This window comes from Bradyrhizobium sp. HKCCYLRH3059 (assembly GCF_051168035.1).
Taxonomy (GTDB): Bacteria; Pseudomonadota; Alphaproteobacteria; order Rhizobiales; family Xanthobacteraceae; genus Bradyrhizobium.
In genome coordinates this window covers 161,048-184,411 of record NZ_JBNPUF010000005.1, presented here as the reverse complement: position 1 = coordinate 184,411, position 23,364 = coordinate 161,048, and the positions used below count along the sequence as shown (strand labels likewise).

Here is a 23,364-nt window from a genome sequence, read left to right as displayed (position 1 = left end):
TTTGGCCTTGTCATGCGGCTTTTCGTATCCGTATGAGTAGCGATGCATGGATGCTGGGGATCATGAGCGAGAAATCCGGGACGCCGCGCAAGGCGCAGCCGCGCGAAGCTGAGGGGCACGGCCTCACGCTCGATCTCGACCGCTATGTGCCGGCCTTCATCACCTTCATCGCCAACAAGCTGTCGAACAGCGCCACCGTGTTCTATCAGCGCAATTTCGGCGTCAACGTCACCGAATGGCGGATCATGTCGCTGCTGGCGATCGAGCCGGGCATCCCGGCCTCGCGCATCTGCAGCGTGATCGGCTTCGACAAGGGGCCGGTCAGCCGCACCCTGGCGCTGATGAAGAGCCGCGGCCTGATCGCGATCCGCGACGACCCGGAGGACGGCCGCAGCCATTCGATTTCGCTGACGGCCAAGGGCCGCGCGACGCACGACAAGGTCATCGTCGCCGCGCTGGAACGCGAGCGGCGTCTGCTCGCCTGTCTCGACAAGGATGAGCGGGAAGTCCTGATAACGCTGCTGCGCCGCATCCACGACAATCTCGACGCCGTCACGGGCGCGAGCTGAGCCACTCCGGCAGGAGCCGCCGAACGGCTGACCCGTCCGCTGCGGCAATCTGTTGGCGCGCGCGCAAGCGGCCGCGCCTGCGGCGAGCAGGCTGCGCATGATGTTCCCGTCCCTTCTTCGAGACGCGGATCATCCCGCGCCTCCGTTGCTGATCGGGTCGATCGTTCCACAGATTAGTTGCTTTAGCAACGATATATTTTCGAACGCATGAGGTCCCGCAGCGCGAAAGCGCCGTCGCACTCGGTCCTTCAAATTCTAACTATCGGCGAAGGCGCGCGGCAATTTCGCCCTGATATGCCGTGTCGGCTGCGCTCCCGATTGCGGCGTGGCCTGCGGGGAGAGGCGGATGCTGGGGTTCATTTTCGGTTTCAATGCGCGTCTCGGCCGTCTGCAATATTTTCTCGCCTCGCTCGGTCTTGCGCTGGTTTCGGTGGTCCTGATCGTGGTCGTGGCCGTCGGTCTTGCCGCCCTCGCCCCGCAGACGTCGGAGCTGACGGTGAGCCTGCCGATCGTGGTGCTGATCGGTCTGTGCCTGGTGGCGAACCTGATGCTGCAGGCGATGCGCTTTCGCGACATCGGCTGGGACCCGGTCTGTGTGATCCCGGCCTGGATCGCCGTCATGGTGCTGGACTACGTGATCGCCGGCCGATTTCCCGAATACGCGGCGACATCATCGCACCACGGCACGTGGGTTGGCGCCCTGGTCAATCTCGGCCTCAGCGTTGCGCTGCTGTTCTTCCCCAGCGGGGCTGACGACGCGCCATCGTCGGGAGCCACGGTGAGCCGCCCGACGTCTGCGTCGTTCCGGACAGCCCGTGGCGCCGGCTCGGCCACCGAGGCACGACTTGCGCGCATCACGGGCGGGGATGCCGATCGGCGCGGGTACTAGGCGGCTACGGCGCCCGGCCTGCTCACCAATTAGGCAAATCGCCTTCGGCATCCACATCCGACCGCCCGACGGCCTGTCGGATGACACAGCAACCCACTGACTCTCAAGATTTTTCCTTATCAGGCCCGCATCCTCGCCGTGTACACAATGGCACATGGCTTGCTACGTTCGCAGCCGGATTGGGCGAAGCGGAGCGCAAGGAAATGGCAGGCCAGAGTTTGGGCTCGGACGAGACGCGGAGCGCCGCGTGACCGAGACCATTGCCGAGATCGTCGCCGCCCATCGCGCCGGCCTGACAACGCCAAGCGACACGATCGCGCGCTGCTACGCCCGGATCCGCGCGCACAACGACCCCGCCATCTTCATCAGCCTGCGCGGCGAGAAGGACGCGCTCGCGGAGGCCGAAACCCTCGCCGACAGGGACAGATCGCTGCCGCTCTACGGCGTGCCCGTCGCGGTGAAAGACAATATCGACGTGGCGGGCCTGCCGACCACCGCCGCCTGCCCCGCCTTCGCCTACACGCCATCTCGCGATTCCACCGCGGTGGCGCGGCTGCGCGCGGCCGGCGCGATCATCATCGGCAAGACCAATCTCGACCAGTTCGCCACCGGCCTCGTTGGCGTGCGCTCGCCCTATGGCATTCCGAAAAATCCGGTGCGCGCCGATCTCGTTCCGGGCGGATCGAGCTCGGGCTCGGCGGTCGCCGTCTCCGCGGGTCTCGTGCCGCTCGCACTCGGGACGGATACTGCGGGCTCCGGCCGCGTGCCGGCAATGCTCAACAACATCGTCGGCCTGAAGCCGAGCCTCGGCATGATCTCGACGTCCGGCCTGGTGCCGGCCTGCCGCACGCTCGACTGCATTTCGGTGTTCTCGCTGACGGTCGACGACGCCGTCGCGGCGCTCTCGGTGCTGGCGGCGCCGGATCCGCTCGATCCGTTCTCGCGCGACCGGCCGCTTGGGGCCGCGACGGCATTTCCCGAGGGCGTGAAGCTCGGCATTCCCCGCCCCGGGCAATTGATCTTCTTCGGCGACAAGGCGGCGGACGCCGCCTATGGCGCTGCCGCCGCGCGCTTCGTCAAACTTGGCGCCGAGCTGGTCGAGTTCGACCTCGAGCCGTTCTACGAGACCGCGCGGCTGCTCTATGAAGGCCCCTGGGTCGCCGAGCGCTATCTCGTGATCCGCGATCTGCTCGCCTCCGATCCCGATGCGATCCACCCCGTGACGCGCGAGATCACCATCGGCGGCGCGCGCGGCAGCGCGGCCGACACCTTTGCCGCGCTTTATCGTCTGCAGGCGCTGCGCAAGGTGGCGGAGCGTACCTTCGCCGATGTCGACGCGCTGGTGCTGCCGACGGCGCCGACCGCCTACACCACCGCGGACGTGCTCGCCAACCCGATCGAGCTCAACAGCCGACTCGGCACCTACACCAACTTCGTCAACCTGCTCGATCTCTGCGGGCTTGCCGTGCCGGCTGCGATGCGCAGCGACGGCATTCCGTTCGGCATCACCCTACTGGCGCCAGCCGGCCGCGATGCGGCGCTCGCCAGTCTCGGGCGCGCCTTCCATGCCGACACGGCGCTGCCGGTCGGCGCCAAGCCGGTCCCGCTGCCGCCGCTCGCTCCCGTGTCTCCGGCACTGCATGGCGACGAGATCGCCGTCGTCGTCGTCGGCGCGCATCTCTCAGGGATGGCATTGAACCACGAGCTGACGAGCCTCGGCGGACGTCTGCTCGAGGCGACGACCACCGCGCCTGACTACAAGCTCTACGCGCTGTCGACCACGCCGCCCAAGCCCGGCATGCTGCGGATCGACGACGGCCAGGGCACGGCAATGGCCGTCGAGCTCTGGGCGCTGTCGGCCGCGAGCTTCGGCAAATTCGTCAACCTCATCCCGCCGCCATTGTCGATCGGCACCATCCGGCTCGCCAACGGCCGCAGCGCCAAGGGCTTCCTTGTCGAGCCTGCCGCCCTCGATGGCGCGCGCGACATCTCGGAGTTCGGCGGCTGGCGCGCGTATATGGCGCAGAAAAGCTGATCGCCTCGCGACTTCGTCACTGCGAGCGCAGCGAAGCAATCCCAGAGCTGCGGTCAGGCCTCTGGATTGCTGCGCGGGCAATGACGGCAACCCGGAAGACGGCGAGCTTAGCTATACCGACACCGCGTAGATCTCGTATTCGCCGCGCACCAGCTCGATGTGCGCCTTCATGGCACTCGCCGCGCCGGCCTTGTCGCCGCGCAGGATGGCCACGACGACGCGGTCGTGCTCGGCATGCGACTTGGCGAGGCGGCCGAGATTGCGGAACTGGGCGCGGCGGAACGGCTGCACGCGCACCCGCGTCGCCAAGGTGATCTCGGCGATGTAGGCATTGTGCGCGCCGGCATAGATCGCGTTGTGGAAGCGCTCGTTGACCTCGTGGAAGCGCTCGGGGTTGCCGGCGTGGCTGAGATTGCGCAGCTCCTCGTGGATGGCTTCCAGCCGCTGCCGCTCGACCGGCGTCATGCGCTGCGCCGCGAGACCGGCGCACAGGCCCTCGAGCTCGGCCATCGCCTCGAACATGCCGGTGAGACGGTCGGCAGACGGTCGCGCCACGACAGCGCCGCGATGTGCACGCGCCTCGATCAGCCCGGAAGTCGCCAATTGACGCAGCGCTTCGCGCACCGGCGTGCGCGAGACGTTGAAGCGCTTGGCGATCTCGGTCTCGTCCAGCGGCGCGCCCGGCGCCAGCGCGCCGCGCACGATCTCATCGGCCAGCTGCAGGCGCAGCTCCTCGGCGCGCGTGATTTTCGCGACGGCAGGCGGCGCGCGGTCGATGCGCTTGATCTCCAAGTCGCGGGCGGACCGCTGGCGCGTTCGCGGCGGTAGATCGTCCAGGCTCATCCTTAGCCGCCCTTTGCTTCATCGATGATGCTGACATGGGCAGCAACGATTCTCCAGCCTTCAGGAAACCGGACCCAGGTCTGCATCTGGCGTCCGACCTTGCCGGGCGCGGTGTCGCGATAGAACAGCGTCGAGGCGACCGCGGCGTCACGGCCGTAAGTGGTGATCACGGTGCGCGCGGTCCGCCGCATCAGTCCAGCCGGCGAGCGCGCGGCGCGAAATGCAGCGATCTCGCCGTAGCCATAGAGGTTCTCGCCGATGCCGTAGCGCAGCGTACGGGCGTCGTGCTTGAACAGCTCGTCGAGCACGGCAACGTCGTTGCCGACCAGCGCCTGTTCGTAGCGCTGGAACTGCGCGGTGACTTCCGCGACGACGTCAGGCAGATCGACTTCCATTCTCCAGAACTCCTCGCGGGGCCGACGCAGCGGCGACGCCAAGCTGTTGCAAGGCGTGGGCCACACGCAATGCGACATGTTCGCACCAGGGCGCCGCGATGATCTGCACGCCGATGGGCATCGGCGCGAGCGGAATCGGGACGGCGACGACGGGAAGCCCGATGAACGAGATCGGCTGGGTATGAATGCCGATATTGGCACGCACCGGCAGTTCGACGCCGTCGAGCACGAAGGTCGCCTGCCCGAGCTTGGGTGCAACGCAGGGCGTTGCGGGCGCGATCAGCACGTCGACGGACTTGAACAGCTCCAGCACCCGGGCGCGGTACCAGCGGCGAAACTTCTGCGCGCGGTCGACCATCGGTGCCGGAATCATCGCCCCCGCAATCAGCCGATCGCGCACCGCCGGATCGAAATCCTGCGGCTGCTTGCGCAAGCGGTCGAGATGCAGCGAGGCGCCTTCGGTCGTGCTGATGACATAGGCCGCGGCGCGAGCACGCGCGGCTTCGGGCACCTCGACGACGTCGGTCGCCCTGAGCGCGGTCGCCACGCGGCTGACCGCCTCGGCGGCCTCCGGAAACAGGTTCTTCTGAAAGTGGCCGCCGGCAATGGCGATGCGCAGGCCATCGAGCCCTTGCGACAGCGAAGCTGAGACCGGCTCCGGCGCGCGCGTGGTGCACGCCGCATCGTCGGGATCTGGTCCCTGCATCACGTCATAGGCGAGCGCGAGATCCTCGACCGAACGTGCGAACGGACCGAGATGATCCAGGCTCATGACGAACGGAAACGAGCGCGCCCGCGACAGCCGGCCATAGGTCGGCTTGAGGCCGAAGATGCCGCAGAACGACGACGGCACACGAATCGAGCCGTTGGTGTCGGAGCCCAGCGCGATCGGCACCAAGCCGCCGCCGACGGCGCTGCCGGAGCCGCCCGACGAACCGCCGCTCATCCGCGTCGGATCATGCGGATTGCGCGACGGGCCGTCGTGCACGTTCTCGCCGGTGAAGTCGTAGGCGTATTCGCCCATGTTGAGCGCACCGACGAGGACGGCGCCGGCCGCCTCCATGCGCTCGATCAGCGTCGCGTCGCGCGTCGCGGGCGCTCGATCACGGTTGATCTTGGAGCCGGCGCGGGTCGGCAGCCCCGCGACGTCGAACAGGTTCTTCACCGCGAACGGCACGCCGGCGAGCGGGCCGATGGGCTTGCCCGCAGCGATGTCGGCATCCACCGCTCGCGCCTTCGCACGCGACCGCTCGGCGGTCACATCCGTGAACGAGTTGAGCACGCCATCGCGGGCCACAATCCGCGCCAGCGCGGCGTCAGTGGCGTCGACGGCCGAGAGCTTGCCGGTGGCGACCGCGGCGGCGACGGCGCTCGCGGTCATCTCGGGAGAACTAAGCGGTGAAGACACTGGCAGGCTCGGCTTCATCAGGCAGGGAGAATTCGTCGACCAGCTTCGCCATCTTCAGCGAGACCTCGAGATTGGCGCGGATGGCCGGGCGCCACGCGTCCTCGATCGGCAGAGCCAATGCACGCCCGACCGCGTCGATGTAATCGTCCAATGGCTCCGCCATCAGCTTTTCTCCTCAAGCTTTCACGCTCAATGCGCCGGCAATGGCGGGTGCGGAATCGCCGTCAGCAACTCCCGCGTATAGTCATCCTGCGGATGACCTAGCACACGTTCGGAGGTGCCTTCCTCGACGATTCGACCCGACCGCATCACGATCACACGATCGCACAACAGCCGCACGACATTCAAATCATGGGAGACAAACAGATAGCTCATACCTAACTGCCGCTTGAGGTCCTGCAGCAGATTGAGCACGACCGCCTGCACGGAGACGTCGAGCGCCGCCGTGGGCTCGTCGAGGATGACGAGCTTCGGGTGCAGTGCGATGGCGCGCGCGATACCGACGCGCGCCTTCTGGCCGCCCGACAATTGGTGCGGAAAGCGATCGAGCAGATTGAGCGGCAGGCCGACCATGGTGGCGAGCTCCTCGCAGCGGGCACGAAGCGCGTCGCGGCCCTTGATGTCGCCGAGCTGCAGGATCGGGTCGGCGATGGCACGCGCCGCGGTGAAGCGCGGATTGAGGCTGTCGGTCGGATCCTGGAACACCATCTGGATCCGGCTGCGCAGCGGAAGCCGGGCAAAGGCCTGCGGCAGGATGTTGCCGATCTCCTCGCCATCGAAGCTGATGCGCCCCGAAGTCTGGTCGAGCAGCCGCATCACCATCATCGACGTCGTCGACTTGCCGCAGCCGGATTCGCCGACCAGGCCAACGCTCTCGCCATGACCGACCGTGAAGCTGATGCCGTCGACGGCGCGGAACATCTCCGGCTCGACCGCCGGCCTCCGTCCGAACAGTTTCGACAATGTCGCCGAGGCGCCCTGGCGCGGATATTCCTTGACCAGCTTGTCGACGAGGAGAAGCGGCTTGGCGCTGCTCGCACTCCGCTCGCCCTCCGCACTCCGCTCGTCACCCCCGGGCTTGACCCGGGGGTCCATCACCTGGAGCGACTCTTGCGAAGATGGATGGATGGCCGGGTCAAGCCCGGCCATGACGGAGGCTGTGTGTGGTGGGGCTGCCACATCCTCCTCCGGCAGCAGATCGCGCAAGGACACGCCGAGGCGCGGCGTCGCGCGCATCAGCTTGCGTGTATAGGGATGCTGCGGGTTGGCGAAGATGTCGGCGGCGCTGGCGGTCTCGACCACCCGGCCCTTCTCCATCACCACGACGCGATCGCAATAGGCAGCGGCGAGACCCAGATCATGCGTGATCAGGATGGTCGACATGCCCCGGCTCTTCGTCAGCTCGACGACGAGGTCCATCACCGCCTTCTGCGTGGTGACGTCGAGACCGGTGGTCGGCTCGTCGGCGATCAGGAGCTGCGGGTTGCAGGCCAGCGCCAGCGCGATGACGACGCGCTGGCACATGCCGCCGGACAATTCGAACGGATAGGCGTGGTAGCGCTCGCGCGGACGCGCGATCTTGACCTGCTCGAGCGCGGCGATCGCCTTCTCGGCGCGATCGGTCGCGGCCGCCTGGACGTGCTGCTTCAGCACATCCTCGATCTGCTGGCCGACTTTGCGGATCGGGTTGAGCGCGGCGCGCGGGTTCTGGAAGATCATCGAGATCTCGCGGCCGCGCAGATCGCGCATCGCGCTTTCCTCGGCCGCCCTGACGTCCACGCCGGAGAACATCACCGATCCCTCGGCGATGCGCCCGGCGCGGTCGAGGATGCGCATCACCGCATAGGACGTCACCGACTTGCCCGAGCCGGATTCGCCGACGATCGCGAGCGTCTCGCCCTTGGCGACGGAGATGTCGACATGCTGCACCGCCTTGACGATACCGCGGCGGGTGGAGAATTCGACCGTGAGATCGCGAACGTCGAGCAGCGGCTGGGCGGTCATCCGTGGCTCCGCTTGTTACGACCGTCATGCGCGGGCTTGACCCGCCTGCGGGGCCGAAGCCCCTTCGGCGCGGCGAAGGCCCGCGCGTCCATCACACTGACGAAGGTGTTCTTGAAGGGATGGATTGCCGGGTCAAGCCCGGCAATGACGGAGTCGTTTTGTGGTGCGCTCATCGCCTTACGTCCTGCGCTGCGGGTCGACGATGTCGCGCAGGCCGTCGCCGAGCAGGTTGAAGCAGAACACCGCGATCATCAGCGCGAGACCCGGGAACAGCGCGATCCACCATTCGCCCGACACCATGAACGAGGCGCCCTCGGCAACCATGATGCCCCATTCCGCCGTCGGCGGCCGCACGCCGAGGCCGATGAACGACAGGCCTGCGGCATTGAGGATGGCGTAGCCCATGGTCAGCGACATCTGCACGATCATGATCGGCATGATGTTCGGCAGGATGTGGCCGAGCAGGATGCGCAGCTCGCTGTTGCCCGACAGCCGTGCCGCCTGCACGAAGCCGGCGTTGCGGCGGACATTGGCCTCGGCGCGTGCCACGCGCGCATAGAGCGGGAAATTCACGATCGCGGTGGCGATGATGATGTTCTGCACGGTGTTGCCGAGCGCGGCGACGATGCCCATCGCCAGTACGAACAGCGGGAACGCCATGATCGTGTCGGCAATGCGGCCGACGATGCGGTCGGTCCAGCCGCCGAAGAAGCCGGCGGCGACGCCGGCGAGACCGCCCAGGAAGAACACGAGCGCGACCGAGGCGATCGCGATGAAGGCGTCGAGCCGGGTCGCGACCACAACGCGGCTGAAGATGTCGCGGCCGAGCTGATCGGTGCCGAACCAATGCGCCGCCGACGGCGGCTTCAGCGCGGACGCGGTGTCGCTGGCCAGCGGATCATAGGGCACGATCCACGGGCCGAAGATGGCTGCAAACAGGATCACGACCAGGAGGCCGAAGGCGAAGCCCGTCACCTTGTTCTCGGCCAGGACATAGCGCGTGTGGCCGATCAGGGCTGTCAGTCCCGTCGTCCGCGAGGGAACGGCGGCAGGCTCGACGGTCGGCGCGACAGTGCTCATCCTTCCAGCCTCACGCGGGGATCGATGACGCCATAGAGAATGTCGATGACGAGGTTCAGGACGACGTACATCACGGCCATCGTCAGCACGAAGCCCTGCACCGGCGCGAAGTCGGAGGCGATCAGCGCCTCGACCGCATAGGAGCCGATGCCGGGCCAGGCGAACACCTTCTCCACCAGCACGTTGGCGCCGAGCAGGAAGGAGAACACCATCGACAGCGTGGTGATGACCGGCAGCATGGCGTTGCGGAACGCATAGGTCACGGTGACCGTCGCGGGCGACAGGCCCGAGGCGCGCGCCGTGCGGACGAATTCCGACGACAGCACCGACAGCATCGAGGCCCGCGTCATGCGCGCGATCGGAGCCAGCGAGAAGATCGCCAACGTCGCGGCGGGCAGGATCAACTGGCTCAGCGCGGAGCGGAACGCCTCGCCGTCACGCGCGATCAGCGTATCGATGAGGTAGAAGCCGGTCACGGGGTCCGGCGCGCTATAAAACACGTCGAGCCGGCCAAGCGGCGCCGGTGACCAGCCGAGCCGGAAGTAGAACACATACACCAGCACCAGCCCGGTGAAGAACACCGGCAGCGAGACGCCCGCGGTCGTGACGATACGGCAGGTATGGTCGATCCACGACCCCGGCCGCGTCGCCGCGAGCACACCGAGCGGCAGCGCGATCGCGACGGATACCAACAGACCGAGCAAGGTCAGCTCGGCCGAGGCCGGCAGTCGGTTGCGAATCTCGCTGGCGACCGGCTGGCCTGTGGTCAGCGAACTGCCGAGATCGCCATGGGCGAGATCGACGGTGTAGCGGAAGAACTGCTCGACCAGCGGCTTGTCGAAGCCGAGCTTCTTGCGGATCTGCTCCACCGCCTCCTTGGTGGCGGCGGGGCCGGCAAAATACGCCGCGGGATCGCCGGGCAAGGCGCGCGTGAGCAGGAAGGTGACGATCACGACGCCGATCAGCGACGGGATCGCGAACGCGAGGCGCTTGGCGATGAGGCTCAGCATGAGCAGCCCCCTGCCCGAATTGGCCCAGACCTGTCCGCGCGGCGCACTCGGCTCCCTCCCCCCTTGTGGGGGAGGGCTGGGGAGGGGGTTGGACCCAGACGGCAGTGGGTGTGGCTACCCCCCTCCCTGCCCCTCCCCCACAAGGGGGGAGGGAATGAGAGAGCTCGGCCCATATTACATCCCCCCATCACTGTCTCACCCCTTCACCAGAGCCCGATAGTCGAGCCTACGGTGGAACCAGTACTGATAGCCGGAGATGTTCTTCTGCATCGCGACGTTGACGAACGGCTGATACAGCGGAATGCGTGGCACCTCGGCGAAGGCGAGATCGACGAAGCCCTTCACGTCGGCATCGTACGTCGCCTTGTCCCCGGCCGCGGCGGCGTCACGCGCGCCGTCGATGAACTTGTCCATCACCGGCGACTTGTAGCTCATCGTGTTGAACACGGAATTGTTGCCGTGATAGCACCAGTAGAAGAAGTATTCGGGGTAATCGAGCCAGCCCGAGAAGATGTTGGTGAAGAGCGGCATCTCCTTCTTGTTCAGCTCGGTGCGCCAATTGGCGCCGGGCACCTTGTTGATGGTGGTCTTGATGCCGAGCTGGGCGAGGCTCTCCTGCACCAACACGCACAAGGGCTCGTTGACCTGTGCGAAATTGAGGTCGAAGGAGATCGTGGTTTCGAAGCCGTTGGGGTAGCCGGCTTCCGCCAGCAGCGCTTTTGCCTTCTCCATGTCGGTGAAGTACTTGGTCGGCTGCGGCCACGCCACCTCGGTCGCCTTATCCGCCGGCGCGCCGAACATCGGATTGGCAAGGCCGAACATCACGGCATCGATGATCTTCTGATAGGGCATTGCATAGGCGAGCGCCTGCCGGACCTTGGGATTGTCGAACGGCGGCTTGGTCACGTTCATGCCGATATACTGGATGCCGTTCGAGATCGGCAGCGAGATCACGGTATGCTTGCCGTTCGACTTCATCTCCTGGAAGTCCTTGTTCGGCAGCTCATAGGAGATGTCGGCATCCCCGCGCTCGAGCAGCGCGCGCCGGTTGCCGGCCTGCGGCACCATGCGCCAGATCACACGCTTGATCTTCGGCAGCGGACCGCACACCCAGTCGTCGTTGCGCTCCATGATCACTTCGGTACCGGCGGTCCACTTCGTCACCTTGTAGGCGCCGGAACCAGCGGTCTGCTGCTTGGTATATTCGAGCCCCCACGGGTCTTTGTCGGTCGCGTTCTTCTTCACGAGCTCCGAGTTGACCACGCAGGGTACGATGACGGCGAGATCGGGGATCGTCAGCCGGTCCTTCTTCAGAAAGTCGACGCGCACGGTGTGGTCATCGACGATGACGAACTGCTCGGTCTTGGTCAGCGAGCCGGCGCTCATCTGGAAGGTCGGGAAGCCCCCGACGCTGACGGCGCGATCGAGCGACCACTTCACGTCCTTGGCCGTGACCGGCGTGCCGTCGTGGAATTTGGCGTTCTTGCGCAGCTTGAAGGTGGCGGACATGTCGCCGATGGTCATGTCCTCGGCGAGTTCGGGCTTGAACTTGTCGCGGTCGTAGTACGGCACCCCGCCCGGGCCGCTCTTCATCTCGTGGCTGATCAGGCGGTCATAGCAGTTCCAGGACACCTCGTAGCCCGGCACGTTGGTGCCGACGCCGTGGATGTCGAGGTTGTTGGGACCGCCTTCGGACACGATCAGCAGCGTCTCGGACCGCGCGTCGGCCTTGGCGGAAGACATGATGGCCGGCGCCATTGGCAGCGCGGCCCCCGCAGCCAGACCGGACACGGATTTCAGAAAATCGCGACGCTTCATCAAATGCTCCCGAGGATAACGACTGTCGGGAACAGCGATCGCAAGCTTTGTGCCAAGCCCGGCTGAAAGCTAAGCTATTGAAATATCGAGGGGCCTTCACCGAGCGGCACAGCTCAGCGCCCCCAATTGCATACAAAGCTGCATATTTGCTGAGTTTATAATCACCTCAGCTAGCCTGCGACAGATTTACGCAACGCCTGTTGGACCGCCGCCCCGGTTGGGATCACTCCGGCCAGATCAGCGCCTGCAGCTCGTCGAAGTCGCGGACCTTGGCCGGCCAATCCGGAATGCAGATGTGTCGGAGCGGATCGCTGTACTGGTGCAGCAACAGCAGGACCAGCAGCCGTCGCTTCAGCTGCCGGTCGATGTCCTCCAGCGCAAATCCGTAGCCGTCGAACAAGGCACGCACGCGCCCGGGATGACCCGCTGCCATGAAGGCGCTCGGCCCGAGCAGATCATACTCGCCAAAACCGGTCATGACGTCGCCGAAGTCGAACAGCCCGCTCAGCTGCCAGCCATCACCGCTGCGCGTGACGAGTAAGTTCTCCGGAATGTATTCACCGGTCAGGATGACCGGCGGCGGATCCTGCGGCAGCAGTGCTGCGGCCTCGCGCAGGAGATCGTCCAGCCCGGCGAGAAGCGTCGGCGGCAAGCCGAGCCGCTGATGGCGTGCATGACATCCGGCCATCTGCATCCGCAAGAAATCCGACCAGCGCGGACCGAGCGCCAGCAGCTCGCCAGGCGGGACCCGCTGCACGGCGGCGATCAGACGACCGACCTGCCTGAGCAAGAGCTGCTTGTCCCACTCCGGGAGTTGCCGCCACACATCCGAAGCAGGCATGCCGCCGAGCCTGGTCATGATCAGATAGCACCAGCCGTCGCGCTCCCCCTCGTGTCGCAGGTCGGGGGTACGGACGTCGCCGACGCCACCGGCGAGCACGCGCAAGGCCGCCCGCTCGGACTGAAACTTGCCGCGATGAAACGGCGGGAAGACCTTCAGGATCAGTCCGTCGTTCAGCGCGAGGACCAGATTGGTGCCCGCCGCGAACGGAACCAGCCGCGCGTCGTCGTAGCCATGGCCGCGCGCAATATCGCGTGCAGCCGGCAGCCAGCGCGTCACGTCGGCACGGAGGCGCCGGAGCTGCGCGCCATCGGCGACCGGTGGCAACGTCATTTTCAGCGATCCGGGCTCGCGCGCTCGAACTGGCGCAGCAGACGATTGCCGCGGTCGACGGCGGCATCGAGCGCCGCCTGCGCCGGTTTGCGGCCGCTGAAGGCCTGCTCCATCTCGTCCTCGATGGCATCACGGATCAGCACGAACGAGCCGAGCCGCAGTCCGCGCGAATTCTCCGTGGGTGGGTTGAGCGTCACCTGCTCGATCGAGATCGCGGCTCCTGGATTGCGGTCGTAGAAGCCCTGCGCGCGCGTCAGATCGAAGGCCGCCTGGGTGATCGGCAAATAGCCCGTATTCTGGTGCCAAGCGGCCTGAACATCGGGCCGCGACAGATAGGCGAAGAACTTGGCCACGCCCTTGTACTCGGCCGCGGGACGGTCGCGGAGCACCCACAACGTCGCGCCGCCGATGATCGAATTCTGCGGCGCGGCCGCAACGTCAGGCCAGTACGGCATCATGCCGTAGCCGACCTCGAACTTCGAATTCGCCTTGATGTCGGCGCGCGTTGCCGAGGAGCCGATGAAGATGCCGCACTCGCCCTTCTGGAAACGCGGCTCGGCAGCCTGACCGCGGCCGCCATAGTCGAAGACCTTGCTCTTCTGCCATTCCGCGAGCTGGGCGATGTGCCGCGTGACCTGCGGATTGTTGAACGTCAGCACGGCGTCCAGTCCGGCAAAGCCGTTGGCCCGCGTGGCGATCGGCAGATTGTGGAAGGCCGAGAAATTCTCCACGTTGATCCAGGCCGGCCACGACGTCGTGAAGCCGCAGGCGACACCGTTGTCGCGCAGCCGCCGGGCAGCCTTGCCGAGCTCGGACCAGGTCTTCGGCGCCATGCCCGGATCGAGCCCGGCCGCGCGAAACTGATCCTTGTTGTAGTAGAGGATGGGCGTGGAGGCGTTGAACGGAAACGACAGCATGTTGCCGTCGGCGTCGGCATAGGTGCCGGCGATCGCGGGCAGATAGGCCGACGGCGAAAAGCTCTCCTGCTCGTCGCGCATCAATTCGTAAACGGGATAGATCGCGCCCTTGGCCGCCGTCATCGTCGCGGTCGCGATCTCATTGACCTGCACGATCGCCGGCTGGCTGCGCGAGCGGAACGCGAAGATGGCCGCCGTCACGGTCTCCGTATAGCTGCCCTTGTAGCTCGGCACGATGCGGTAGTCGGACTGCGACGCGTTGAAGTCGGCCGCCAGCCTGTCGACCTGCCTGCCGAGCTCGCCCGACATCGCATGCCACCACACGATCTCGGTCGCGGCCTTGGCCGTGCTTGCGCCAACAACCGTCCAGAGCAGGATTGCAAACGAAACAGAACGCAGAAGGACCGTCACCAGGAGGCAACTCCAATTCGATGAATGAATAGGCTCGGGCTGAGATCGCAATCGGACCGAAAAATCAGGTCCAGCAACCCAAGGCTGCAACAAACTATCAGCAAACCATTGACGTGTATCGCTTTGACGTCAGAATGGCCTTATAGCACCTGTTCGGGAGTGCATTGAACCTTTTCATGTCCGGGCCGACCTCATCATCAGGGGGAAAAGTGTTGCCTGTGTACCGCGCCCATCTTTCGTCGATCTCGAGAGTGGACGTCACGCCGGTGCTGATGCGCGCTGAGGCGGGCGCGCGGTACCGCTCGTCCCTTTCACGCCCATCATGCTCGGCGGCGCGACTGGCTGCGCCGCAGCATACAGGCCCGGCTGCGCGCGGCAGAGCGGACGCAGGCAGGCTCCGCACGCCCGGCCCGAGGTAGCGATCGTGGCGCGATCCGAGCAGCGGAAATCCGTCGCGCGGCCGCTCGGTCTGGCGGTCCTGGGGCGGGCACGGATCGTTCGCGCGCTGCGGGCGGTTCCGATCCGCTGGCGCATCCTCTCGATCGCCGCGCTCAACTCGGCTGTCGTGATCGTGCTGGCGGCGCTGATCTGGAACGGCGCGACGGTGCTGGGCACGGCCTGGGACGACGTTCGCCAGGTCCGGGAATCCGACAAGGTGCTGGCCCTGCTCGAAAGCGAGACGAGCCGGCTGCAGAACCTCATTCATCGCTACATCAATCAGCCGAGCCCGGAGCTGTTCGCCGAGATCCTGCTGCTGCGCGAGGCCGTGCTCGGGACGCTGACGACGCGCGCCTCGACCGACCCGATGCTGTCGGGGTCGGTCGAGGAGCTGGAGCGCGTCACCGTGCGTTTCCTGGACGGCTTCGGCGAGCTGCGAAGTCTGCAGGCGACGATCTCCAAGACCTATGAGGAAGAGGTTCTCGGCCCCGCCCGCGACATCGCCGGGCTCTATTCGGTGATCGAAGGCGCGACCGGCCATCGCGACGCGCAGATCTGGCCCTCGCTCGGCAAGTCGCGCGAGGCCTTCACCGCCATGCTGGTCGCGGCCAATTCCTACTACCTGTCGCTCGCGCCCGCCTCCGCCGAGGACGCGCGCCGCAACACGGAGACGATCGAGAAGACCATTCCGGTGATGTCGAGCCTTGCGGACAATGATCTGCAGCGGCTGGCGCTGCAGCGGCTGTCGGCCCGGACCGCGGCGCTGCGCGCGGGATTCTCCAAGCTCACCGATCAGCTCACCAACCGCACCGAACTGCTGCGCAACACCATCGATGCCAGCCAGGCCGAAACCATCGGCGCCATCGACGGCCTGTCGGTGAAGATGCGCCAGCACGAGCAGAAGGCGCAGGCGACGTTCGATCGGACATTGAAGGACATCTCCCGCCGCGTCCTTTCGATCGCGGTGATCTTCCTGGGAGTCATCCTGTCCGCGGGCGTGCTGATCGCCTTGTCGATCCGGCTGCCGCTGCAGCAGATCATGGCCTCGATGCGCGCAATCATGCTGGGCGACTACGACCGCGAGGTCCAGGGCACCGAGGCGCGCGACGAGGTCGGCGCGATGGCCCGCGCCGTCGAGACCTTCCGCGAGAACGCGATCGCCAAGCGCAAGACCGAGGACGAGTTGCGCACCGCGAAGGAAAAGGCCGAGAGCGCGCTGCTCGAGCTCAACGCCGCGCAGCGCAACCTGATCGACGCCGAGCGGCTGGCGGCCCTGGGCGGGCTGGTCGCCGGCGTCGCCCATGAGGTGAACAATCCGATCGGCATCAGCCTGACGGTGGCCTCCAGCTTCGCGCGCCGCGTCGAGATGTTCGAGGCGGCGCTGCGGTCGCCCGAAGGCGGCCTGCGCCGGTCGCAACTGGAGGAGTTCGTGCGTTCGTCGCGCGATGCGTCCGAGCAACTGGTCGCCAACCTGCAGCGCGCCGGCGAGTTGATCCAGTCGTTCAAGCAGGTCGCGGTCGACCGCTCCCATGCGGAGCGACGGACCTTCGTCCTGAGCGAGGCGACCGATCAGATCATCACCAGCCTCAAGCCGGTGCTCAAGCGCGCGCCGATCACGCTGGCGGTCGATGTCCCCGAGGGGCTTTTCATCGACGGCTATCCCGGGTTCTACGGTCAGATTCTCACCAACCTGTTCCTCAACGCCGTCAACCACGCCTTTGCCGACGGCCGCGCGGGCACCATCTCGATCACGGCGCGGCCGCGCGGCACGGATGACATCGAGATCATTTTCGCCGATAACGGGGCAGGCATGCCCCCCGACGTGCAGCGCCAGGCCTTCGATCCGTTCTTCACGACACGCCGCAACGAAGGGGGAACGGGGCTCGGGCTGCATATCGTCTACAATCTGGTGACGCAGCAGCTCGGTGGCCGCATGATGCTGGAATCCCGCGAGGGACAAGGCACCACCTTTCGGATTATCATGCCGCGGGTCGCCAAGGGCGGCGCCGAGACAGCAATGGGTGACGGAACGACGCAATGGCCGAACAGGACGATGTCCTCCAACTGATCGAGGATACCGGTTTCGACGAGGACGACGGTTCGGCCCGGAAATGGAAGATCGCCGTCATCGACGACGACCATGCCGTGCACGAGGGCACCCGCTTTGCGCTGTCGGATTACAGCCTGAACGGCCAGGGGCTCGAAATCCTGTCCGCCTATTCGGCGGCCGAAGGCCGCGCGCTGATGCGGGAGCACACCGACATCGCGGCCGTGCTGCTCGACGTCATCATGGAGACCGACGTCGCCGGGCTCGAGCTCGTCGAATACATCCGCAACGAGATCAAGAACGAGACCGTCCGCATCATCCTGCGGACCGGGCAGCCGGGCCAGGCGCCGGAGCGGCGCGTCATCGTCCAGTACGACATCAACGACTACAAGGCCAAGACCGAGCTCACCGCCGACAAGCTGTTCACCTCGCTGACGGCGGCGCTGCGCAGCTACCAGCAGCTCGAGCGCATGGTGCAGACCCGGCGCGGCCTCGAGATCATCATCGACGCCGCCTCGACGCTGTATGATTTCAAGTCGATGCAGCGGCTGGCCGAGGGCGTGCTGACCCAGATCGCGTCGCTGCTGAACGTGGATTGCGCGGGGATCCTGGTGCTGCGCGACGACGGCAGCCAGACCGACGATTTTTCGGTGCTGGCCGGCTCCGGCTGCTACAGCCGCTTCTCCGGCGCCGTCACCTCGCGCTCGCTCGATCCGGATCTGCGCGACATGGTCGAGGCCGCCTTCAGGCAGCGCAGCAACGAATTCGCAGACCACCGCACCGTGCTCTATGTCCGCACCGGCTCGGGGCGCGAAGTCGTGGTGCTGCTGCAGGCGGAGCGGCCGCTGTCCGAGACCGACCGTTCGCTGGTCGAGATCTTCTCCAGCCGGCTGTCGATCGCCTTCGACAACGTGATCCTGTATCAGCAGCTGCATGAGGCCAACACCCAGCTCGAGGACCGCGTCGCCCAGCGCACCCGCGCGCTGATGCAGGCCAACCGGCGGCTGTCGGCGCAATGGCTGCGGCTGCAGCGCGCCAACGGCTTCAAGAACGAGATTCTCGGCACCGTTGCCCATGACCTGAAGAATCCGCTGGGCGTCATCCTCGGCCGCACGGAAATGCTGACCGAGTTGATCGCGACCGGCGCCTCCGCAGAGGGGATCACCAGCCAGGTCGGACATATCCGCGATGCCGCCAAGCGGCTGACCTCGATGGTCGACCATCTGATCTCGGATGCGATGGCCGACGCCTTCGACATCACCATCCGCCGCGAGCCGGTCGACATCACGGCCCTGATCCACGAGGTGGTCGAGGCCAACCAGCCGCTCGCCCTCAACAAGCAGCAGGTCATCGAGGTCTCGGCGCCGACGCTGCTGTCGACCATGTGCGACATCGACCGGATCCGCGAGGCGATCGACAATCTCTTGAGCAACGCGATCAAGTACAGCCCGATCGGCGGCAGGATCACCGTGAACGCCGCCGATGACGGCGACAACACCATCATCGCCGTCACCGACCAGGGCGCCGGGCTGTCGCCGGAGGATCTCGGCCGCCTGTTCGGGCGGTTCCAGCGGCTGTCGGCCAAACCGACCGCGGGCGAGAGCTCGACCGGGCTCGGCCTGTCGATTGTCAAACGCATCGTCGACATGCATGGTGGCGAGGTGACGGCCAGGAGCGAAGGGCCGGGATCCGGATCGACCTTCACCATCACACTGCCGGCGGCCGAATTGTCATGAGTCAGAGCCAGCACATCATCATCGTCGACGACGAGGCCCCTGCCCGCGAAATGGTGGGTGATTACCTCAAGATGCACGGCTTCAGCGTGACGCTGTGCGACGGCGGCAAGAGCCTGCGCAGCGCCATCGAGACCGGCCCCGCAGATCTCGTCGTGCTCGACCTCAACATGCCCGAAGAAGACGGCCTGTCGATCATTCGCGATCTCAAGGGCCGCACCAACATCCCGGTGATCATGCTGACGGCCACCGCCAGCCCGATCGACCGCGTGGTCGGGCTTGAGCTTGGCGCCGACGATTACGTCGCCAAGCCGTGCGAATTGCGCGAATTGATGGCCCGGATCCGCTCCGTGTTGCGCCGCAGCGGACCGGCCAAGGCTGCGGCGGCCGTCACGGAGACCGCTCCGGCCCAGGCCAAGGACCCGCAATTGGTGCGGTTCGGCACCAAATGGCTGGATCTCGATGCCCAGGCGTTGCGCGATGACGAGGGCAACGAGCACCCGCTGACGGCGTCCGAGTTCGGCCTGCTCAAAGTGTTCGCCGCCAACCCGAAGCGGGTGCTGTCGCGCGAGCGGCTGCTGGAGCTCGCCAATGCCCGCGATGCGGAGGCGTTCGATCGCGCCGTGGATCTTAGAATCATGCGCATCCGTCGCAAAATCGAGCCCGATCCGACCAAACCGGCCGTGATCCGGACCATTCGCGGCGGCGGCTACCTGTTCTCCCCGGCCGGCGAGAAGGCCTGAGGACAGCCGGCCGGCGGCGGCGAAAGCAGCTCCTGTACCCGCATTCCGTTCCGCTTCTTGGAATTGGGCACAATTCCGCCACGAGTGTTTCGCGATGTGCGGCGCGACGAAACATTTCCGCAGGCGCACGAAACCATTTTCCTGTTTTCGTGCAGACGTCCCGAAACGGGCACTCCTTAACAATCCATCCCGTCGAAACGCCGCAAGGGGGCGGCGGAACGGGAGAGTGCCATGCAGAACGTCGTTGCCATCAATTCCGCAGCCAGCCAGGGCATCATCGCCGCCCAGGCGACCACGGACGACATGCTCCTGGAGAGCATTGCCGATGGCGATCGCACCGCGATGCACACGCTTTATGCGCGTCACAATGTGCGGGTCTATCGCTTCATCCTGCGCATCGTCCGCGACACCACGATCGCCGAGGACCTCGTCAGCCAGGTGTTCCTGGACGTCTGGCGCACCGCCAAGCAGTTCGAGGGCCGCTCGCAGGTCTCGACCTGGCTGCTGTCGATCGCCCGCTTCAAGGCGCTGACCGCGCTGCGCCAGCGCCGCTTCGAGGACATCGACCAGGACGAGGTGCGCGAGATCGCCGACGACTCCGACACCCCGGAGACCTCGCTCGAGCGCTCCACCACCAGCGCCATCCTGCGCGCCTGCGTCGCCAAGCTGTCGCCGGCGCATCGCGAGATCATCACCCTGATCTACTACCATGAGAAGTCGGTGGAGGAGGTCGGGCAGATCATCGGCATTCCGCAGAGCACGGTGAAGACGCGCATGTTCTATGCCCGTAAGCACCTGGCCGAGCTCCTGCGCTGTGCCGGCGTCCACAGCCTCGCCGCCTGACCAAGCTTCATTCTCGCCGGGGCTGCGGTCCCGGCGGGTTCCAAAGACGACGACGCATCAAAATCGCCGAACGAAACAATTGAAACAATCGGCGAAATCACCTGGAAAATTTCCGCCGCTAGAACGTTATCCATCAGCCGAGCCTCAGTCCCCCAGCTGATCTCGGTTTGGAGCGAGCAAATTCAAGGATACCTCCACCTTCCAAGGTTGCTCCGAAGACCCGGCGGATGCCCCCGCCGGGTCTTCGTCGTTTGGGACCGCTCACCCCGCCAATAGGGCGATTTGACCATTTGATATCGCGCGTTGCCGGTGCAATCTTCCGTCATGGGGCGGTGCTACAAGCCCCACGGCAATGACGGACGGTGCTGATGTTCGGTTTGGATGCGGTTGAGCTGGCGCGCGCGCAGTTCGCCTTCACGGTCACCTTCCACATCATCTTCCCCGCCTTCTCGATCGGGCTCGCGTCCTACCTCGCCGTGCTCGAGGCGCTGTGGCTGTGGACCGGCCGCGACGTCTATCTCAACGTCTTCAATTACTGGCTCAAGATCTTCGCCATTACCTTCGCCATGGGCGTCGTCTCCGGCATCGTGATGTCCTACCAGTTCGGCACCAACTGGTCGGTCTATTCCGACAAGGTCGGACCGGTGATCGGCCCGCTGATGGCCTATGAAGTGCTGACGGCGTTCTTCCTCGAGGCCGGCTTTCTCGGCGTCATGCTGTTCGGCCTGAAGCGCGTCGGCCCGAAGCTGCATTTCCTGGCCACCCTGATGGTCGCCGTGGGCACGCTGATCTCGGCATTCTGGATTCTCTCGGCCAATTCCTGGATGCAGACGCCGGCGGGCTATGCCGTCAACGCCGACGGCCAGTTCGTCTCGGTCGACTGGCTCGCAGTCATCTTCAATCCGTCCTTCCCCTACCGCCTCGTGCACATGGTGCTGGCGGCCTATCTCACCACCTCGCTCGTGGTCGGCGCGGTCGGCGCCTGGCATCTGCTGCGCAATCCGCATCTGCCGGGCCCGCGCGTGATGTTCTCGATGGCGATGTGGATGGCGGCGCTGGTGGCGCCGCTGCAGATCCTGGTCGGCGATCAGCACGGCCTCAACACGCTCGAACACCAGCCGGTGAAGATCATGGCCATGGAAGGCCATTTCCAGAGCCACAAGGACGGCGCGCCGCTATACCTGTTCGGCTGGCCCGACCAGGCCAAGGGCGAACTGAAATGGGCACTCGGGATCCCCAAGTTCGGCTCGCTGATCCTCAAGCACCAGATCGACGCGCCGATGGCCGGGCTCGACACCGTGCCGCGGCAGGACTGGCCGCCGGTGCCGATCACCTTCTGGTCGTTCCGCATCATGGTCGGCCTGGGCCTGCTGATGCTGGCGCTCGGCCTGTTCAGCCTGTGGGAGCGCTGGCGCGGGCGGCTGTACATCAATCGCGGCCTGCACCGCTTCGCGATTGCGATGGGACCTGCGGGATTCATGGCCGTCATGGCCGGCTGGATCACCACCGAGACCGGCCGGCAGCCGTTCACCGTATACGGGCTGCTGCGCACCACCGATTCCGTTTCGCCGCTCGCGGCCCCGGCCGTGGGTGCCTCGCTGCTCGCCTTCATCATCGTGTATTTCATCATCTTCGCTGCCGGCGTGCTGTACATCCTGCGCCTGATGGCCGAGCCGCCGCATCCCGGCGAGCCGGGCCCGAGCAGCGAGCAGCCGGTCCGCACCGCCGGCATCACGCCGGCCGCCGGCGTCGTGCAGGGAGCCGTCGGATCATGAGCGTCGCCATCGATCTCGCCACCCTCTGGGCCTTCATCATCGCGCTCGCCGTGTTCATCTACGTCGTGATGGACGGCTTCGATCTCGGCCTCGGCATCCTCTTCCCGCTGTTTCCAGGCAAGCAGGACCGCGACGTCATCACCAACACCGTGGCGCCGGTGTGGGACGGCAACGAGACCTGGCTGGTGCTCGGCGGCGGTGGCCTGATGGCCGCGTTCCCGCTCGCTTATTCCATCCTGATGCCGGCGCTGTATGCGCCGCTGATCGCGATGCTGGTCGGCCTGATCTTCCGCGGCGTCGCCTTCGAATTCCGCTGGCGCACCCGCGCCACACGCAATCTGTGGGACATCGCCTTTGCCGGCGGGTCATGGGTCGCGGCGCTCGCGCAGGGCATCGCGCTCGGCGCCATCCTGCAGGGCGTGCATGTCGAGGGCCGGCACTATGCTGGCGGCTGGTGGGACTGGCTGACGCCGTTCAGCCTCCTCACCGGCGTCTCGCTCGTGGTCGGCTACGCGCTGCTCGGCGCAACCTGGCTGATCCTGAAGACAGAGGGGGACCTGCGCGACAAGGCCTATCGCATCAGCTGGGTCCTGCTGTTCGCGATGCTGCTCGCCATTGCCGCCGTCAGTCTGTGGACGCCGCTGCTCACGATCCAATATTCGGACCGCTGGTTCAGGTGGCCGGCGATCATTCTCACCGCGCCGGTGCCGCTCGCCGTCGTCGGCGTCACCGTGCTGATGATGAAGAACCTCGCCCAGAGGCACGATAGCTGGCCGTTCTTTCTCGCGCTCGCGCTGTTCTTCCTCTCCTACGCGGGCCTCGGCATCAGCATGTATCCCTACGTCGTGCCGCAGAGCATCACGATCTGGCAGGCGGCAGCACCCGAACGCAGCCAACTGATCATGCTGCCCGGCGTGCTGGTGCTGGTGCCGCTGATCCTCGGCTACACCGGCTGGGCCTATTGGGTGTTTCGCGGCAAGGTCGGGCACGACAGCGGCTATCACTGATGCGCGCTCCCGAGCCCGCGTCCCTCGCGAAGCGCCTCGCCTGGTTCGTTGCGCTCTGGCTCGCCGGCGTGGCGACCGTCGGCGCGGTGGCCTTCCTGCTGCGGCTCTGGATGAAGCTCGGATGACAACGGGTGCGCCCTGCGCTCACCTTGACTTTGCTGCGAATATGCTCCTGAAATTTGACGGGTGGATTTGATCGGGCAAGCTTCGCAGGGGTCCGTTGAG

General features: G+C 66.0%; 21 protein-coding genes. 10 read left to right on the top strand and 11 right to left on the bottom strand.

Going from position 1 to position 23,364, the window contains the following annotated elements; genetic code table 11:
- Positions 1-62: 62 nt before the first annotated feature.
- The 3 genes from ACQR13_RS17315 (at position 63) to atzF (ending at position 3,493) form a co-directional block, all read left to right on the top strand.
- Positions 63-569 (top strand): MarR family winged helix-turn-helix transcriptional regulator, encoded by a 507-nt coding sequence (locus tag ACQR13_RS17315; protein ID WP_434863023.1) that lies wholly within the window; start codon positions 63-65, stop codon positions 567-569.
- Between the two features lie 349 nt (positions 570-918).
- Positions 919-1,458, top strand: a complete 540-nt coding sequence (locus ACQR13_RS17310) for a DUF805 domain-containing protein (RefSeq protein WP_410052678.1) — start codon at positions 919-921, stop codon at positions 1,456-1,458.
- A 247-nt stretch (positions 1,459-1,705) separates the two neighbouring features.
- Positions 1,706-3,493, top strand: coding sequence for an allophanate hydrolase (atzF, locus tag ACQR13_RS17305; protein ID WP_434863022.1), 1,788 nt, complete (start codon positions 1,706-1,708; stop codon positions 3,491-3,493).
- A 111-nt stretch (positions 3,494-3,604) separates the two neighbouring features.
- Here the strand turns inward: atzF and ACQR13_RS17300 are convergent, their stop codons facing one another.
- From ACQR13_RS17300 to ugpB, 11 genes are all read right to left on the bottom strand, one after another.
- Complete coding sequence (locus tag ACQR13_RS17300) at positions 3,605-4,336, bottom strand: GntR family transcriptional regulator (protein ID WP_315751192.1); 732 nt, start codon at positions 4,334-4,336, stop codon at positions 3,605-3,607.
- Positions 4,337-4,338: 2 nt separating this feature from the next.
- Positions 4,339-4,731 carry an oxalurate catabolism protein HpxZ gene (hpxZ, locus tag ACQR13_RS17295; RefSeq protein WP_434863021.1) on the bottom strand — a complete coding sequence of 131 codons (393 nt, stop codon included), beginning with the start codon at positions 4,729-4,731 and terminating at the stop codon, positions 4,339-4,341.
- Positions 4,712-6,112 carry an AtzE family amidohydrolase gene (locus ACQR13_RS17290; protein WP_434863020.1) on the bottom strand — a complete coding sequence of 467 codons (1,401 nt, stop codon included), beginning with the start codon at positions 6,110-6,112 and terminating at the stop codon, positions 4,712-4,714. The genes hpxZ and ACQR13_RS17290 overlap by 20 nt, the downstream gene beginning before the upstream one ends.
- Before the next feature lie 10 nt (positions 6,113-6,122).
- Positions 6,123-6,302 carry a DUF4089 domain-containing protein gene (locus ACQR13_RS17285; protein ID WP_315717108.1) on the bottom strand — a complete coding sequence of 60 codons (180 nt, stop codon included), beginning with the start codon at positions 6,300-6,302 and terminating at the stop codon, positions 6,123-6,125.
- Positions 6,303-6,328: 26 nt separating this feature from the next.
- Positions 6,329-8,143 (bottom strand): dipeptide ABC transporter ATP-binding protein, encoded by a 1,815-nt coding sequence (locus tag ACQR13_RS17280; protein WP_434863019.1) that lies wholly within the window; start codon positions 8,141-8,143, stop codon positions 6,329-6,331.
- A complete protein-coding gene (locus ACQR13_RS17275; RefSeq protein WP_315751188.1) occupies positions 8,140-8,316 on the bottom strand; it encodes a hypothetical protein in 177 nt (58 codons plus the stop codon). Before ACQR13_RS17275 ends, ACQR13_RS17280 begins: the two co-directional genes overlap by 4 nt.
- Before the next feature lie 4 nt (positions 8,317-8,320).
- Positions 8,321-9,223: an ABC transporter permease gene (locus tag ACQR13_RS17270; RefSeq protein ID WP_434863018.1), complete on the bottom strand. Its 903-nt coding sequence runs from the start codon at positions 9,221-9,223 to the stop codon at positions 8,321-8,323.
- A complete protein-coding gene (locus ACQR13_RS17265; protein ID WP_315773716.1) occupies positions 9,220-10,233 on the bottom strand; it encodes an ABC transporter permease in 1,014 nt (337 codons plus the stop codon). The genes ACQR13_RS17270 and ACQR13_RS17265 overlap by 4 nt, the downstream gene beginning before the upstream one ends.
- Before the next feature lie 195 nt (positions 10,234-10,428).
- Complete coding sequence (locus ACQR13_RS17260) at positions 10,429-12,051, bottom strand: ABC transporter substrate-binding protein (RefSeq protein ID WP_434847326.1); 1,623 nt, start codon at positions 12,049-12,051, stop codon at positions 10,429-10,431.
- A 223-nt stretch (positions 12,052-12,274) separates the two neighbouring features.
- Positions 12,275-13,225 (bottom strand): phosphotransferase family protein, encoded by a 951-nt coding sequence (locus tag ACQR13_RS17255; RefSeq protein ID WP_316187880.1) that lies wholly within the window; start codon positions 13,223-13,225, stop codon positions 12,275-12,277.
- Between the two features lie 2 nt (positions 13,226-13,227).
- The gene (ugpB, locus tag ACQR13_RS17250) at positions 13,228-14,553 is read right to left on the bottom strand and encodes a sn-glycerol-3-phosphate ABC transporter substrate-binding protein UgpB (RefSeq protein WP_315751181.1); all 1,326 of its coding nucleotides are present in this window, start codon (positions 14,551-14,553) and stop codon (positions 13,228-13,230) included.
- Positions 14,554-15,073: 520 nt separating this feature from the next.
- Here ugpB and ACQR13_RS17245 point away from each other — a divergent pair.
- From ACQR13_RS17245 to ACQR13_RS17215, 7 genes are all read left to right on the top strand, one after another.
- Positions 15,074-17,059 (top strand): sensor histidine kinase, encoded by a 1,986-nt coding sequence (locus tag ACQR13_RS17245; protein ID WP_409998644.1) that lies wholly within the window; start codon positions 15,074-15,076, stop codon positions 17,057-17,059.
- On the top strand, positions 17,029-18,774 hold the full coding sequence (locus tag ACQR13_RS17240) for an ATP-binding response regulator (protein WP_315751180.1): 1,746 nt from the start codon (positions 17,029-17,031) through the stop codon (positions 18,772-18,774). The genes ACQR13_RS17245 and ACQR13_RS17240 overlap by 31 nt, the downstream gene beginning before the upstream one ends.
- On the top strand, positions 18,771-19,514 hold the full coding sequence (locus ACQR13_RS17235) for a response regulator (protein WP_315717100.1): 744 nt from the start codon (positions 18,771-18,773) through the stop codon (positions 19,512-19,514). Before ACQR13_RS17240 ends, ACQR13_RS17235 begins: the two co-directional genes overlap by 4 nt.
- Positions 19,515-19,745: 231 nt before the next feature.
- Positions 19,746-20,357 (top strand): sigma-70 family RNA polymerase sigma factor, encoded by a 612-nt coding sequence (locus ACQR13_RS17230; protein ID WP_315751179.1) that lies wholly within the window; start codon positions 19,746-19,748, stop codon positions 20,355-20,357.
- Between the two features lie 368 nt (positions 20,358-20,725).
- The gene (locus ACQR13_RS17225; protein WP_315751178.1) at positions 20,726-22,132 is read left to right on the top strand and encodes a cytochrome ubiquinol oxidase subunit I; all 1,407 of its coding nucleotides are present in this window, start codon (positions 20,726-20,728) and stop codon (positions 22,130-22,132) included.
- Positions 22,129-23,139, top strand: coding sequence for a cytochrome d ubiquinol oxidase subunit II (gene cydB, locus ACQR13_RS17220; protein WP_315751177.1), 1,011 nt, complete (start codon positions 22,129-22,131; stop codon positions 23,137-23,139). Before ACQR13_RS17225 ends, cydB begins: the two co-directional genes overlap by 4 nt.
- Positions 23,139-23,264, top strand: coding sequence for a DUF2474 family protein (locus ACQR13_RS17215; RefSeq protein ID WP_315717096.1), 126 nt, complete (start codon positions 23,139-23,141; stop codon positions 23,262-23,264). Before cydB ends, ACQR13_RS17215 begins: the two co-directional genes overlap by 1 nt.
- Positions 23,265-23,364 lie beyond the last annotated feature (100 nt).